The organism is Rossellomorea aquimaris (assembly GCF_020171925.1).
Lineage (GTDB): Bacteria > Bacillota > Bacilli > Bacillales > Bacillaceae_B > Rossellomorea > Rossellomorea aquimaris_F.
This window is the reverse complement of sequence record NZ_JAIVAR010000006.1, coordinates 1-15,399: the sequence shown is the minus strand read 5'-3', so window position 1 is coordinate 15,399 and position 15,399 is coordinate 1. Positions and strand designations below refer to the sequence as shown.

Here is a 15,399-nt window from a genome sequence, read left to right as displayed (position 1 = left end):
CATATGAACATGATGGATGCAAATGAGATTATCTCTTTTATTCAAAATAGTAAAAAATCAACGCCGGTAAAGGTATACGTTAAAGGGGATCTGAAAGGTATTGATTTCGGTACTTCCTCCCAAACCTTCATCGAAGGCAATTCAGGAGTCGTTTTCGGTGAGTGGAATGAGCTAGCGAAAGTTCTTGAAGACAACAAAGAGCGGATTGAAGATTATGTGCTTGAGAACGATCGTAGAAATTCCGCAATCCCTTTGCTTGATCTTAAGGGGATTAAGGCACGAATCGAGCCTGGCGCAATCATCAGGGATCAAGTGGAAATCGGCGAAAACTGTGTCATCATGATGGGATCGGTCATCAATATCGGTTCGGTTATCGGTGCTGGTACCATGATTGATATGAATGTTGTACTTGGAGGCCGTGCGACTGTCGGGAAGAATTGTCATATCGGTGCAGGTGCCGTGCTTGCCGGAGTCATCGAGCCGCCTTCTGCAAAGCCTGTTATCATTGAGGACGATGTGGTCATCGGTGCCAACGCCGTTGTATTGGAAGGTGTAACGGTCGGTAAAGGTTCTGTTGTGGCAGCTGGTGCTGTCGTGGTTGATGATGTGCCTCCTTACACTGTGGTGGCCGGTACACCTGCCAAAAAGCTGAAAGATATCGATGAAAAGACGAAATCGAAAACAGAAATCAAACAAGAGCTTCGCCAGCTTTGATTTGATGCGGGAGGATCACATAATAGCGCCGGCTCGGAAGCACAACACACCGGAATGCGATTGGTTTTCCCCTGCATGATGCGGCTATGAGTTATCTATTTACCTTGATTGGAAGAACGGACGTAAAGATCATCTTTCGTCTGTTCTTTTTGTATACCGAGGCTTACAAGGGAAGGAGAGGAATCCAGCATGACAAAGACCGATTTCAAAGCAATCAGAAGGGACTTGCATAAAATCCCGGAGCTGGGATTTCAAGAGTATAAGACGCAGGAGTATTTATTGAACTATTTATTATCCCTGCCGCAGCATCGATTCCAAGTGAAGAAGTGGAAGACAGGGCTATTTGTTAAGGTGAAGGGGACTGCTCCGACTAGGATCATAGGCTATCGAAGCGATATTGATGGCCTTCCGATAGAGGAAGAAACAGGTCTGGATTTCAAATCCGATCACGAAGGTAGAATGCATGCGTGTGGCCACGACCTCCATATGTCGATAGCACTCGGCGTATTGACACATTTCGTTCACCACCCGATTCCGGATGATCTGGTCTTTATCTTTCAGCCTGCAGAAGAGGGACCGGGCGGGGCAGAGCCGATGCTTCAAAGTGAAGAGATGAAAGAGTGGATGCCAAACGTCATCTTTGCCCTTCATATTGCTCCCGAGTATAAAGTAGGGACGATTGCGATCAAAGAAGGCCTCCTGTTTGCCAACACGTCCGAACTATTTCTGAAGTTTAAAGGAAAAGGTGGACATGCGGCGTATCCTCATCAAACGAAGGACATGATCGTGGTTGCATCGCATTTTGTGACACAGCTTCAAACGATCGTATCCAGAAACGTCGATCCCCTTGATAGCGCCGTCATTACGATCGGGAAGATGGAAAGTGGTACTGTACAGAATATCATTGCGGAAACGGCCACTCTGGAAGGCACGATCCGCACATTATCCAAAGAATCGATGGAAAGCGTGAAAGAACGGTTGGAAGCGATGATTGAAGGAATGAAGATCAGCTACGATTGTGAAATTGAAGTAGACTATGGCAGTATGTATCGACAAGTATACAATGATCACGAATGGACCAGGGACTTCATTTCTTTTCTCGAATCGAACGATGATCACCAGCTAGTCATCTGCAAGGAGGCGATGACCGGAGAGGATTTCGGTTATATGCTGGAGAAGATCCCGGGATTCATGTTCTGGCTCGGAGTGGATTCGGACCATGGCCTTCATCATTCAAAGTTGAACCCTGATGAAGAAGCGATTGATTACGCAATCTCGACATTGACTGCGTACATCGGGTCGCTGTCAACGAAATAACTGAGAATACGAAAGGGTCGTCCCGACATCGGGACGACCCTCTTTCATACCATTACTGTTCCTTCTTTTCGATATAGACTTGATGAGGGAAAGGAATTTCGATTCCGTTCTGATCAAGGGCTTCTTTTAGTGCTTTACGAAGCTTTCTTTCTACACCCCATTGTTCCATATTCTTTGTCTTTCCGATTACGCGGAGTACAACGTCGGAGGCACCAAGTGTCTGAACACCGATGACATTCGGGCCGTCGATGATATTCTCATCTTCTTGAGCGATTTTGTCACAAACCTGTTGGAGTACAGCAATTGCTTTGTCGATATCATCGTCATAGGAGATCCCGATATCAACAAGTGCCCGCATATTCCCTCTCGAATGATTACTTATGCTGGTGATTTCTCTATTAGGTACGTAGTGGAGGGTACCATCGAAACCACGGATATGTGTAGTCCGGAGGCCGACCTCTTCTACAATCCCTGAAAAACTTCCGGTCGTGACATAGTCACCAACATCGACCTGCTTCTCTAATAGAATGAAAAAGCCCGTCACAACATCACTTACAAGTCCCTGTGCCCCGAAACCGACTGCGAGACCGACAATACCGGCTCCAGCAAGGATCGCAGTTACCTGGATACCGAAGATTTGAAGGATCGTCACAAAGAAAATGAAGATCAGGACATATCCCACAATGTTCTTGCTGAGACTCAGAAGTGTCTGTGCTCTGCCTGCAGACACGTCATTCCTTTTACTGTAATTATCAAAAACCCTTTCGAGGACCTTGTTTGCTGCTCCCTTAACGATGATAAAGGCAATCCAGATCGCTAAAATCTGTAAGGCGCCGATCCCGATCGTCACGAGAAGACCGCCCCAATCAAAATTGGCGAACTTATCGCCAAGCACGTTCAATCCAACTATGTAATTCAATCTAAACATCCTTTCTTATATAAATGATAACCTTTATAGTATACACATTGTTCCAAGGGTTATGTCAAAGGAGAACCCTTTAAATGCCTACTTTTATGGATGAAGGAAAACAAGAGGGGGCGAGGAACAATGCATCCGGATTTCTCCTCCAGAATATCGACTAATCATCGGTCAATGGACTGATTTTTTTGGATAGAATAGGTTTTATGATGGGTTTATAGTCAAACATTTTCACTTGAAGAACAATTCATAAAAAAGAAAAAAATCCAAAAAAGGGTAGATAAATATTTCGAAAGCCGATATATTTATTAGTACGTCGTTTTTTATGCACCCAGGGGAAGGGAGAGTAATTATGGAAACATTCAAAAAATTAAAAGCCTATTATTGGCCATACAAGAGATACTTTATCATTTCGATGTTCTTCTTGTTGTTTGTGACGGGTATCACCGTTGTGTATCCGATCATCCTGCAGAAAACAATCGATGATGTGATCCTGAAAGGGAACTATCAGTGGATTCCTTATCTCGCATTCGGCTTTGTTGCCATCATGATCGTGAAAGGGATCACGACTTTCATCCAGCAGTACTGTGGTGATTTGTTCGGGATCACGTCGGTGTACAGATTAAGGAATGAATTGTATGAGAAACTGCAATTTTTACCATTCAGTTATTATGATAATGCAAAAACTGGAGACTTGATGTCACGTCTGACGGCCGACGTTGAAGCATTCCGCTTTTTCTTATCTTTCGGTTTCACCGAACTATTACGTTTCTTCTTATTAATTACTGTCAGTTTTGGAGTCATGTTCTATTACTCTCCATCATTGACCTTCGTCACGCTTATCACATTGCCATTTTTAGCAATAGCTGTTTACAAGTTTGATAAAGCCGTTCACCCGGCATTCAGGGGCATCCGGAAGTCATTCGGTAAATTGAATACGAATGTCCAGGAAAATATCAGCGGAATCAATACCGTCAAATCCCTATCAAGGGAAGACTTTCAGATTAACAAGTTCAATGCATCAAACGGTGATTATAAAGATAACTATCTTTCCACCTCGGATATTTGGGCAAAGTACTTTCCACTGATGGAGTTTCTCGGCAATGTAAGCGTAGTGACCCTTCTTGCCTACGGTGGTTACCTTGTCATGAATGGAACTCTGCAGCCGGGGGAACTAGTCGCCTTTTACAGCCTCGTTTGGTATATCATCTGGCCGATCATGAACCTCGGATTCACGATCAACTTATTTTCACAATCAAAAGCCTCAGGGGAAAGGTTGCTTGAAATCCTAGAAGTTGATGAAAAAATCAAAGATCACCCGGATGTCGTGGATGTGGACCGTATGAGGGGCGAAGTGGAATTCAACCACGTATCCTTGAACTACACAGAACATGATGAAGCTGCACTCCAGGATATCTCGTTCCGTGCAGAAAGTGGAAAAATCATCGGTCTGATCGGAAGTACTGGATCGGGTAAAACAAGTATCACCCAGCTCTTGACCCGCTTCTATGAACCTAGTGAAGGAGAAATTCGGATCGACGGGAAAATGCTCGATGATTACTCGTTGAAATCACTTCGAAATAATATCGGAGTCGTACTTCAAGAATCGTTCTTGTTCTCTTCAACAATCAAAGCGAACATCTCTTACGGACGTCCCGGAGCCACGATGGACGAAATCATTGCGGCAGCCAAGATGGCACAGGCCCACGATTTCATCACAGAACTCCCGGATGGCTATGATACAAGATTGGGAGAGAGGGGGCTCGGTCTTTCTGGCGGGCAGAAACAACGTATTGCCATTGCGCGTGCCCTTTGTACCGATCCGTCCATCCTCATCCTGGACGATGCCACTAGTGCGGTAGATATGGAAACTGAATTCAGAATTCAAAAGGCGCTGAAAAATGTCATGTCCGACCGGACGACCTTTATCATTGCCCATCGTATCTCTTCATTAAAGCATGCAGATGAAATCCTCGTCATGGAGGATGGGAAAATCGTTGAAAGAGGGGTCCATGACTTCTTATTGAAAAATAACGGCCCATATCAGCGAATCTATGATATTCAATACAAGGATCAAAAAAAAATATTACAAGTACAAGGAAGGTAGGTGAGGGGAATGAGCAAGAATCCTAAAGCGAAAGTGAATAAAAACGTGTTAAGTCGATTTCATTATTCAACTGATCAGGTCATCGATAAGCCGTTTAACTGGGAACAGCTATGGCGTCTTCTGACCTATTTAAAGCCATATTCCAAGAAGCTGCTTCCCCTTTCAATCCTGACCGTTTTGATCACGACCGCAATCCGTTTGATCATCCCTATCTTGATAGGGGTCTATACCTTAGATAAAGCGATCCGACAAAAGGATGGCACACTCCTATTTACTTTGGTTGGCATCATTGCAGGGTTATACATCCTTAATTACATTGCCAATGTCCTCAGGATCCGCTGGATGAACCAGTTGGGGCAGGGAGTCATTTATGATTTGCGGAAGCACTTATTCAGTCACGTCCAGTGGCTATCGCATCGTTTTTTCGACCAGCGCTCCGCAGGGTCGATCCTCGTCCGGATCATGAACGATATCAATTCCCTTCAGGAACTATTCACCAATGGGGTCATCAACCTCTTGATGGATATCATCCTCCTGGCAGGGATCATTGTCATCCTGTTTACACTCAGTCCTGAACTGACGCTTGCAGTCATGGTGATTCTGCCAATCATGTTCTTCATATCCACCAGCTTGAGGAAAAATATCCGCAGGTCCTGGCAGGATGTACGGATCAAACAGGCGAAGCTTAACTCTCACTTGAATGAAAGCATTCAAGGAATCCGTGTGACTCAATCATTTACGCAGGAAAGAGAAAATATGGCGTTCTTCGATGGCGTCAACACCGAAACATACGACAGTTGGAAAACAGCCACCAAGAAGAACGCCATGTTCCGACCGATGGTAGAATTGACGAATGCGGTCGGAACGGCAGTATTGATCTGGTACGGTGTCCACCTCATCCAGGCAGGTTCACTTGAACTCGGTGCATTCGTTTCATTCGCGTTCTATCTCGGGATGTTCTGGGAGCCGATCTCAAGGCTCGGTCAAGTGTATAATCAGCTGCTGATCGGGATGGCTTCTTCAGAGCGTATATTTGAATTCCTAGATGAACAGCCGATCGTCAATGAAAAACGTGATGCGATCGAATTGAATGACATCAAAGGAAGGATTCAGTTTGATGATGTGGAATTTTCCTATGATGATAAGAGGAAAGCACTGCAAAACATCAATCTTGAAATGAAGGCCGGTCAGACCGTCGCGTTGGTTGGCCATACAGGTTCAGGAAAAACGACCATCGCCAATTTAGTCAGCCGTTTCTACGATCCTACCAATGGGACAGTGAGCGTTGACGGTGTCGATTTGCGTGACGTCACGGTTTCGAGCCTGAGAAGCCAGATCAGCATCGTCCTTCAAGATACGTTCATTTTCTCGGGTACGATCATGGATAACATCCGTTTCGGTCGCCCGGATGCCTCCGATGAGGAAGTCATGAAAGCGGCGGAAGCCATCGGGGCCAATGATTTTATTGAAAAGCTTTCAAAAGGATATGAAACAGAGGTTGAGGAAAGAGGAAACGTCCTGTCAGTAGGCGAAAGGCAACTTCTCTCCTTCGCACGTGCGCTCCTTGCCAATCCGCGCATCATCATCCTGGATGAAGCAACGGCGTCAATCGACACCGAAACCGAAGTGAAGATTCAAAACGCCCTCAAAAAACTACTGGCGGACCGAACCGCCATCATCATTGCCCACCGACTGTCCACCATCCGTGATTCGGACAATATCTTCGTCCTTGAACAGGGCAGGATCAAAGAATCGGGCAATCACGATGAACTTATGGAACAGGAAGGGCATTACTTCGAATTGGTCAGATCTCAATTTAAGATGTTGGATGCTATGTGATGTTGGACCCCGCATTTGTTGTGCGGGGGTTTTTTTGTGTGTTGGTTTTGTTGTAGTGAGGGGGGTGTTGAAGTGCTGGTGCGGGGCTGTGGGGTGCTGTTGGAGGTGGGGGGGCGTGTGCGGAGGAGTAGTGAGGAAAAGTGCGCGCGGATGATGTCGAAAAATGAAGAATGGCAGATAAATTGGATTTTTGGAAGATAAATCGGAAAAACGGCAGATAAAATGATTTTTTGGCAGATAAATCTTGAAAATGGCAGATAAATCTACTCACACACCGATACTCATAAAAAAAATCCTCCGAAATAGAGGAATTTCACAAAATGCTGTCGAATATTTGGATAAACATTGAAAAGGAGTGATCGCTTGATCATCAAAGGTAGAAAAATCCCTCTCATCATCCTCTATAAAGAAGCACTTTTAAGGAGGATTCCTCAAAATTCCCCGCATCGCCCTAAAATCAAAGAAGATCTCCTTAAGTACTGGTCCGGATACCACGGAGAATGCAAGGTGGATCGCCATTTGAGTACCCTCAGTCAAAAGAATGTCCTCATCTTGAATGACCTTCAAATTCCAATCGGAAAAACCACTTTCCAAATCGACTCCCTTTTAATTTTCAAATCCGTTGCACTTATCCTCGAAGTCAAGAATATATCCGGTATGTTAAATATAGGTGGTGAATTCAACCAATTTTCTAGAACAAATAATGATGGCATCATTACCGGGTTCACCAATCCGATTTCCCAGGCGGAACGCTATTCCCACCATTTACGTCAGTGGCTTAAAGCAAACGGATTTGCCCAATTGCCGGTTGATTATTTAGTGGTATTTACAAATCCATCGTCAGTACTAAACGGTTTGCCAAACAGTAAGCAGTTTAAGCAACGTGTTATCAAGGTTGCGGATCTTCTCAAGAAACTCAGTGAAATACAAACGGATTACCCCAAAACGGTCCTTTGTGATCGAGATGCAAAAAAAGCCGCAAAGAAATTACTGAAAGCCCACATCGATCCCCCTATCTTCACAAAAATAGAAGAAACAATCTTGACGGGTGTACAGTGTGTTAATTGTCGAACATTCGGTATGGAAAGGAAAAAAGCCTCGTGGTACTGCAATTCGTGCGGAAGTTACGATAAGCAAGCCCACGTGCAGGCTATCTTCGATTATTTTTTGTTGGTGAACCCTAAGATTAGTAATAAGCAGGCGCGATCGTTTCTTCACGTGAACTCATCAAAAGTGGTTCACGGCATCTTAAACTCCATGAGATTGAACTCACAGGGAGAAAACAAAAATAAACAATATGTCACCCCATTCCATTCTGTCTAAAGGCGAACGCCATCACACTTCGCCTCACTACACCAATAAGGCCCACCACCTCAATACCAAGTACAGCCCAGACGTCCCAAACCACCCAACCCCATTTCTAGCTTACAAGTCTAAAACCATCCCAATACCAAGTCCAACCCAATCCCAACCCAGCCCCCAGCGCCCCCACAACACCAAAATCAACACCAAAATCAACACCAAAATCAACACCAAAATCAACACCAAAATCAACACCAACACTTTGTGAAAAACGTCACAAAATATTCATGTTCAATACTTCACAAACTCAAAGTGAGGTTTTATAATGGCAGTAAAGTGATAAAGATTAGTATCCGAGATGATCTGGTGGGGGGATTAATGAAATGATGTTAGATAGTGTGATTTTAAGCAGGATGTTGACTTCCACAACGCTTGCCTTTCATATTATTTTTGCAACGATTGGTGTAGGTGTGCCGATCATGATATCGATTGCCGAGTTCATGGGGATCAAGCGTAATGATCCTCATTATCTTTTGCTTGCGAGACGGTGGGCGCGTGGCTTTACGATTACGGTTGCAGTGGGTGTCGTTACCGGGACGGCGATCGGGTTGCAGCTTTCAATGTTATGGCCTTCGTTCATGCAGGTTGCCGGACAGGTGATTGCACTGCCTCTGTTCATGGAAACCTTTGCGTTTTTCTTTGAAGCCATATTCTTGGGGATTTATTTATATACGTGGGATCGTTTTAAGAATAAGTGGATTCACTGGATTTTGACGATTCCAGTGATGATCGGATCCTCTGCATCGGCGTTGTTCATTACGACAGTGAATGCATTCATGAATACGCCTCAAGGGTTTGAGCTGAGCGACGGGAAGGCAATCAATATCGATCCGATTGCGGCTATGTTGAATCCCGCTACTCCTACCAAGGTGTTTCACGTTTTGACGACGGCGTACTTGACTTCAGCCCTGATCCTGGGTGGAATCACGGCATTTGCAATCTTAAAGAAGAAAGGCAGTGAGTATCATAGGAAAGCACTTCGTTTGACGATGGTTTCCGCACTGATCTTTGCCTTTGGATCGGCTCTGGCTGGCGATTTATCGGCTAAATTCCTGGCAGAATATCAACCTGAGAAGTTGGCGGCTGCCGAATGGCATTTTGAGACGGAAGATAATGCCGACTTAATCCTTTTTGGTACATTGGATGAAAATAACGAGGTGCATAACGAAATCAGATTACCGGGATTCCTGAGCTTTTTGGCAGGAAGTTCTTTCGATTATGAAGTCATCGGTCTGAATGAAACGCCTGAAGATGAAAGACCTCCGCTCTGGATCCATTACTTGTTTGATCTAATGGTTTCGATCGGCTTCTACAGTATTTTCATTACAGGGTTGTTCATTCTTTTCTGGAAATGGAAGAAGCGGAATGAATGGAATAAGCCTCTGCTATGGGGGATCGTTGCGAGCGGTCCATTAGCGATGCTTGCGATCGAATTTGGTTGGATTTATGCGGAGGTGGGAAGACAGCCATGGATCCTTCGTGGGTATATGAAGGTGGCGGATGCGGCCACTAAAGCGGATGGAGTCGGATTGACATTCGCGATGTTCGTAGCTTTATATGTTCTTCTTGCCATCCTGTGTGTGGTTGTCCTGATCAAGATGTTCAAGAATAAACCTGCCGAAGCCGAATTGGAACAACGATTCCCGCGACGGTCTGCATAATCACAGGTTGAGCGATTTGAGAAAGTGTTCTGCTTATCAATAATGGGGGAGGACTGACAATGAGTTTGGAACTATTGGGGATCACGGTTTTATGGATCTTCCTTTATGGTTATTTAATTGTGGCATCAATTGACTTTGGTGCCGGTTTCTTTGCATTTTACGGTAGGTTGAGAAACAAGGAGCATACGTTGAACGCTCTGATCAGCCGCTATTTATCGCCTGTATGGGAAGTGACAAATGTCTTCTTCGTATTCTTTTTCGTAGGTCTTGTAGGTTTTTTTCCTGATACGGCTTATTACTATGGCACTGCGTTACTGATTCCTGGAAGCATTGCGATCATATTGCTGGCGATCAGGGGAAGCTTCTATGCATTTAATCATTATGGCTCGAAAGAAAATATTGTTTACCTTTTCCTTTATGGTGCGACAGGATTGTTGATACCTGCTTCGTTATCGACAGCATTGACGATTTCAGAAGGTGGATTCCTCCAAGTTACAGAAGGAAGTGTCAAATTCCTTGCAGGTGAATTGTTCAAAAGCCCTTATTCATGGAGTGTCGTCGTGCTTTCGATCGTGTCCGTACTATTTATCAGCGCAACCTTTTTAACGTATTATGCCGATCGGGCAGGGGACATTGATTCGAGAGAGCTGCTCAGGAAATTTTCGTTGTTTTGGAGTCCACCGACGATCCTGGCAAGTTTCTTGGTGTTCGTGGGCTTGAGAGAACATAATGGGGAACATTTTATGAATGCCCTCGATATTTGGTGGATGTTCGGCCTATCTTTACTCAGCTTTATCATTGCTTCGTTCTTGATTTATAAACGAAGAAAATTTGGGACAGCATTCCTCCTGGTGATGCTGCAGTTTTTCTTTGCGTTTTTCGGGTACGGGGCATCTCATCTTCCATATATATTGAAACCCTTCATAACGATTGAATCAAGTGTGACCAATGATACGATGGGGATCGCTTTGGTGATCGTTTTCATTGCGGGACTGCTTCTGCTCATTCCATCTTTATTCCTTTTGATGAGATTGTTTTTGTTTGATGCAGAGTATGTAAAAGGGAACAAATAGAGTCATTGAAGAATCATGATGTGCCAATACGGACGTCATGATTTTTTTGTTTTTTCACTTTATCGTTCTATCAGTAGAGGAACTTCGTGATAAAATAGTAGTATGATTACTGGAAAATCTGGGGGAATTTATAATGAAAAAAGAATTTGTAGTGATTGGATTGGGACGTTTCGGGGGAAGTATCGTACGTTCCCTGACAGAACAGGGGATGGAAGTGATGGCCATCGACCAGGATGAGGATAAAGTAAATGAGTTCTCTACGATTGCTTCTCATGCGGTCGTTGCCGATTCAACAGATGAATCCGTGCTGAAGAGCCTGGGTATTAGGAACTTTGATCATGTCATCGTAGCGATCGGCGATGATATTCAATCAAGTATATTAACGACGCTCATGTTGAAAGAAATTGGCGTGAAGAATATTACCGTCAAGGCACAGAATGACTATCATGAAAAAGTATTAAGGAAAATCGGGGCCAATCAAGTCGTGCATCCTGAACGCGATATGGGACGCAGGATCGCTCATAATATCGTATCAAATAACGTACTTGATTATCTTGAACTCTCGGATGAACATTCCATCGTTGAAATCGTAGCGAATGAACTTTTAGCAGGTAACACGCTGATCGACCTCGATATCCGAGCAAAGTACGGTATCAATATTGTTGCCATTAAACGGGAAAAGGACATCATCGTTTCGCCGCAGGCTGATGAACAAATCAGAGTGGGTGATATCCTGATCGTCATCGGTGCAGACACGGATATCAATCGATTCGAGAAGAAAGTCTTTTCCCTTTAGTACACAAAAAAAGAAAGGCTCAGTTTTCACTGAGCCTTTCTTTTTATTTTATTAAACTTCCATGATGATCGGTAGGATCATTGGACGTCTTTTTGTTTTTTCGTATAAGAATGGAGCCAACGTATCGGTGATTTCATTCTTGATTTCGGACCATTGAGAAGTTCTTCTTTCAAGGACCTTATTCAAATGCTTGCTGATCAAGTTCTGTGCTTCGTTGATGAGGTCCCCGGATTCTCGCATGTAGACAAATCCTCTTGAAATCAAGTCTGGGCCTGAAGCAATCTTGAATTCCTTCATATCGATGCTGACGACGACAATGACAAGTCCTTCTTCTGAAAGGATGCGGCGGTCTCGCAATACGATATTCCCGATATCACCGATTCCGCTACCATCGATATAGACATTGCCTGAAGGGATTTTGCCAGCAACCTGTGCTGAATCGCTGCTTAAAGCAAGCACTTCACCATTGTCCATGATAAAGCAATTCCCTTCCTGGACTCCACAATCGACACCGATCTGGGCGTGCATCTTCTGCATCCGGAATTCACCGTGAATAGGCATGAAGAATGTAGGGTTCATCAAGCGGAGCATCAGCTTCATTTCTTCCTGGCCGCCGTGACCCGATGTATGGATATCATTCAATGGACCGTGAATGACTTCCGCACCTGCACGATACAGTAAATTGATCGTGCGGTTAACGCTGATCGTGTTCCCTGGAATAGGGGAAGAAGAGAATACTACCGTATCACCAGGCTGAATTTGAATCTGGCGGTGAGTACCGTTTGCGATCCTTGACAATGCTGCCATCGGTTCACCTTGGGATCCTGTGCATAGGATGACGACCTCATTTGCAGGAAGCCTGTTGATTTGGCCGTGATCGATGAATGTATCCTTAGGAGCATTGATATATCCTAATTCCTGACCGATTGTGATGGCTGCTTCCATGCTGCGACCGAATACGGCCACTTTGCGGTTATGGTAGACAGCTGCTTCCACTACTTGTTGAAGGCGGTGGATATTCGATGCAAATGTAGCAAAGATGACACGTCCGTCAACTTTACGGAAGATATCATTGATGCTTTCTCCAACCTTGCGTTCGGACATTGTGAAGTTTGGAACCTCGGCGTTCGTACTGTCAGACAACAGACATAGCACGCCTTCCTTACCGATTTCAGCCATCTTGGCGAGGTTCGCGGGCTCGCCTACCGGTGTGAAGTCGAATTTGAAGTCTCCTGTGTGGACGACATTTCCCGGTGGTGTCTTCACTACGATTCCATAAGAATCCGGAATACTATGTGTTGTCCTGAAGAAGGTAACGGAAGTTTTGCGGAACTTGATCACATCATCTTCTTTGATGACATTCAGCTTTGCATTCCTTAATAAACCGTGTTCCTCCAACTTGTTCTTAATCAGGCCAAGGGCAAGTTTGCCTCCGTAGATCGGAATATTCAATTCGCGAAGAAGGTATGGAATCCCGCCAATGTGGTCTTCGTGACCATGAGTGACAAAGAGTCCCTTGATCTTATCCGCATTCTTTACAAGGTATGTGTAATCCGGAATTACATAGTCAATACCGAGCAACTCGTCCTCAGGGAACTTGATCCCTGCATCGATTAAAATGATTTCATCTTGAAATTGTACGCCGTATGTGTTTTTTCCGATTTCTCCCAAACCGCCAAGGGCAAATACTGCGGTCTGGTCATTTTTCACAAATTTCATCTACTTATTTCTCCAACTCGAAAGAATGGTGATTTTGTTCATACTCTAAAAAAGCGCCCTCTAGCTTTTGTACGAATTCGATGTTAAACGGTTTTTCTTTAAGTTTTTGGCGTACTTCTCGTTCTGATTCTGCTTCTACGTAAAGTGAATGAGTGCATTCGCGAACAGGCACTTCAGCTTTACTTTCTTGGTAAAATACTTTGAAAATCATGTTTTTTCTCTCTCCTTATCCGTTTTCAAAAAATCTAACTTTCATCTATGATAAAAAAGTTATCAACTATATAAATCGGGTACGTATGACTACCCGTGGTAATGAAGGATGGAAGTGTTCCCTTATATGGAATTGTCTCCCTGTCACTTCTAATATAAACAATAATAAAATGTAATCTACCATGTTAAAATTGAATATGTATGTTTTGATTATAAAGGATTCTTGCAAGTAAATAAAGTTTTACGAGGAAGTGGCGTTGAAAAAACGCTTTGTTCACATAGTCCTCAACCCGGATAGGGGTAGTAGGTACCGACAAACAAGAGGGACTGAAAACCAAAGGAGACGAAAATTCCCCTCTAATGGCTTCAGTCCCTAATCGTATAACATTCCTATTGTCTTTAAAAACTAGTGTCTAAGGGAGTCGGTCTAGGCAATCGTTTTTCTTCTGAGAATATCTTTCCACTGTTTTAAAAGCTTCTTTCTCAGCTTCTTTAACATATTGCTCACTCCTTATCATTAGTTTACCGAGAATGTCCGTTGAAGTAAAGGTGTAATGAGGCTAACGTCTCTATTGTCTTACTACTAGTGTACGGAATTTTCCGATTCTCTTACATGGATAAGTATGGTAATGAGGCGGAAATGGTTGTTTGACAATTAATTCTCAAAGGTTTACGTTATTAAGCGAATCAAATCGATATAGTTGTAAAAAGGAGATCACTCATGAAAAAAATAGTTTTCTTTGATATAGACGGAACCTTATTGGATCACGACAAAAAGCTGCCTGACGCAACGAAAAAAGCGATTAAAACACTTCAGGAAAATGGGACATATGTGGCGATTGCAACAGGAAGGGCGCCATTTATGTATGAAGGCTTGCGAAAGGAATTGGGGATAGAATCTTATGTTTCTTTTAACGGGCAATATGTCGTATTTGAAAATGAGGTCATCCATACAAATCCATTACAAGTAGAAAAGCTTGAAGAACTGCTAGAGGACAGTCATCGCTTTGGACACCCGGTCGTCCACTTGAATCATGAAACGATGAAGGCGAATCAAAAGCATCACCGGTACATTCAAGAAAGTATGGATAGTTTGAAATTTCCTCATCCTGGTTATTCTCCTGATTTTTATAAAGGCCGTGATATTTATCAGTCACTTCTTTTCTGTCAAGAAGAAGAAGAACACTTCTATAGGGAGAAATACAAGGGATTCACTTTTATCCGCTGGCACCAGTATTCCATGGATATCCTTCCAGGCGGGGGATCCAAAGCCGAGGGAATCAAGAAAATGATTGCCCGATTAGGATTCAGGATGGAGGACGTCTATGCATTCGGGGACGGTCTTAATGATATTGAGATGCTAGAGTCGGTAGGAACGGGTATTGCGATGGGCAACGCTGTGTCCGAGGTACAGAAGCATGCAAACATGATCACGAAGCCTGTGGACGAAGATGGGATTTATTACGGATTGAAGGAGCTCCAACTGATCTAATAGTGTATGAAGCTGGATTTAAGCTCTTCATCCCTTTGATATTTCAGATAGAAAAAACCGCATCCAGAACTGGTGCTTACCCCCGGAAGTTAGAGTTTTATTATGCAGCTGAATGGCTGGAGTGAGTTCGGTATTCGACAGGACTCATCCCAGCCAATTTTTCTTTTGACCGGTCATGATTGTACCAGTG

The 15,399-nt window shown here is 43.8% G+C and carries 13 protein-coding genes; 9 read left to right on the top strand and 4 right to left on the bottom strand.

Going from position 1 to position 15,399, the window contains the following annotated elements; genetic code table 11:
• Positions 1 to 3: 3 nt before the first annotated feature.
• A complete protein-coding gene (dapD, locus tag LCM10_RS16620) occupies positions 4 to 714 on the top strand; it encodes a 2,3,4,5-tetrahydropyridine-2,6-dicarboxylate N-acetyltransferase (protein WP_224877410.1) in 711 nt (236 codons plus the stop codon).
• 189 nt (positions 715 to 903) lie between these two features.
• Complete coding sequence (locus LCM10_RS16615) at positions 904 to 2,031, top strand: N-acetyldiaminopimelate deacetylase (RefSeq protein WP_224877409.1); 1,128 nt, start codon at positions 904 to 906, stop codon at positions 2,029 to 2,031.
• A gap of 52 nt (positions 2,032 to 2,083) precedes the next feature.
• Here the strand turns inward: LCM10_RS16615 and LCM10_RS16610 are convergent, their stop codons facing one another.
• Positions 2,084 to 2,959, bottom strand: coding sequence for a mechanosensitive ion channel family protein (locus LCM10_RS16610; RefSeq protein WP_224877408.1), 876 nt, complete (start codon positions 2,957 to 2,959; stop codon positions 2,084 to 2,086).
• Between the two features lie 343 nt (positions 2,960 to 3,302).
• On the opposite strand from LCM10_RS16610, the gene LCM10_RS16605 reads away from it, so the two are divergent.
• The 6 genes from LCM10_RS16605 (at position 3,303) to LCM10_RS16580 (ending at position 11,788) form a co-directional block, all read left to right on the top strand.
• Positions 3,303 to 5,057 (top strand): ABC transporter ATP-binding protein, encoded by a 1,755-nt coding sequence (locus tag LCM10_RS16605; RefSeq protein ID WP_224877407.1) that lies wholly within the window; start codon positions 3,303 to 3,305, stop codon positions 5,055 to 5,057.
• Positions 5,058 to 5,066: 9 nt separating this feature from the next.
• Positions 5,067 to 6,896, top strand: a complete 1,830-nt coding sequence (locus LCM10_RS16600) for an ABC transporter ATP-binding protein (protein WP_224877406.1) — start codon at positions 5,067 to 5,069, stop codon at positions 6,894 to 6,896.
• Between the two features lie 363 nt (positions 6,897 to 7,259).
• Positions 7,260 to 8,219, top strand: coding sequence for a nuclease-related domain-containing protein (locus tag LCM10_RS16595; RefSeq protein ID WP_224877405.1), 960 nt, complete (start codon positions 7,260 to 7,262; stop codon positions 8,217 to 8,219).
• A gap of 362 nt (positions 8,220 to 8,581) precedes the next feature.
• A complete protein-coding gene (locus LCM10_RS16590) occupies positions 8,582 to 9,919 on the top strand; it encodes a cytochrome ubiquinol oxidase subunit I (RefSeq protein ID WP_224877404.1) in 1,338 nt (445 codons plus the stop codon).
• A gap of 59 nt (positions 9,920 to 9,978) precedes the next feature.
• The gene (locus LCM10_RS16585; RefSeq protein WP_224877403.1) at positions 9,979 to 10,992 is read left to right on the top strand and encodes a cytochrome d ubiquinol oxidase subunit II; all 1,014 of its coding nucleotides are present in this window, start codon (positions 9,979 to 9,981) and stop codon (positions 10,990 to 10,992) included.
• A gap of 133 nt (positions 10,993 to 11,125) precedes the next feature.
• Entirely contained in the window at positions 11,126 to 11,788 is a 663-nt protein-coding gene (locus tag LCM10_RS16580) for a potassium channel family protein (RefSeq protein ID WP_224877402.1), read from the top strand.
• A gap of 51 nt (positions 11,789 to 11,839) precedes the next feature.
• On the opposite strand, the gene rnjA is transcribed toward LCM10_RS16580, so the two are convergent.
• Both rnjA and LCM10_RS16570 read right to left on the bottom strand, forming a co-directional pair.
• Positions 11,840 to 13,507, bottom strand: a complete 1,668-nt coding sequence (rnjA, locus tag LCM10_RS16575; protein WP_224877401.1) for a ribonuclease J1 — start codon at positions 13,505 to 13,507, stop codon at positions 11,840 to 11,842.
• A 4-nt stretch (positions 13,508 to 13,511) separates the two neighbouring features.
• Positions 13,512 to 13,718: a DNA-dependent RNA polymerase subunit epsilon gene (locus tag LCM10_RS16570; RefSeq protein ID WP_224877400.1), complete on the bottom strand. Its 207-nt coding sequence runs from the start codon at positions 13,716 to 13,718 to the stop codon at positions 13,512 to 13,514.
• Positions 13,719 to 14,438: 720 nt separating this feature from the next.
• On the opposite strand from LCM10_RS16570, the gene LCM10_RS16565 reads away from it, so the two are divergent.
• Complete coding sequence (locus LCM10_RS16565) at positions 14,439 to 15,209, top strand: Cof-type HAD-IIB family hydrolase (protein WP_224877399.1); 771 nt, start codon at positions 14,439 to 14,441, stop codon at positions 15,207 to 15,209.
• A gap of 100 nt (positions 15,210 to 15,309) precedes the next feature.
• On the opposite strand, the gene LCM10_RS20890 is transcribed toward LCM10_RS16565, so the two are convergent.
• The coding region (locus LCM10_RS20890; RefSeq protein WP_224875669.1) for an IS3 family transposase at positions 15,310 to 15,399 on the bottom strand (90 nt) is incomplete at its 5' end.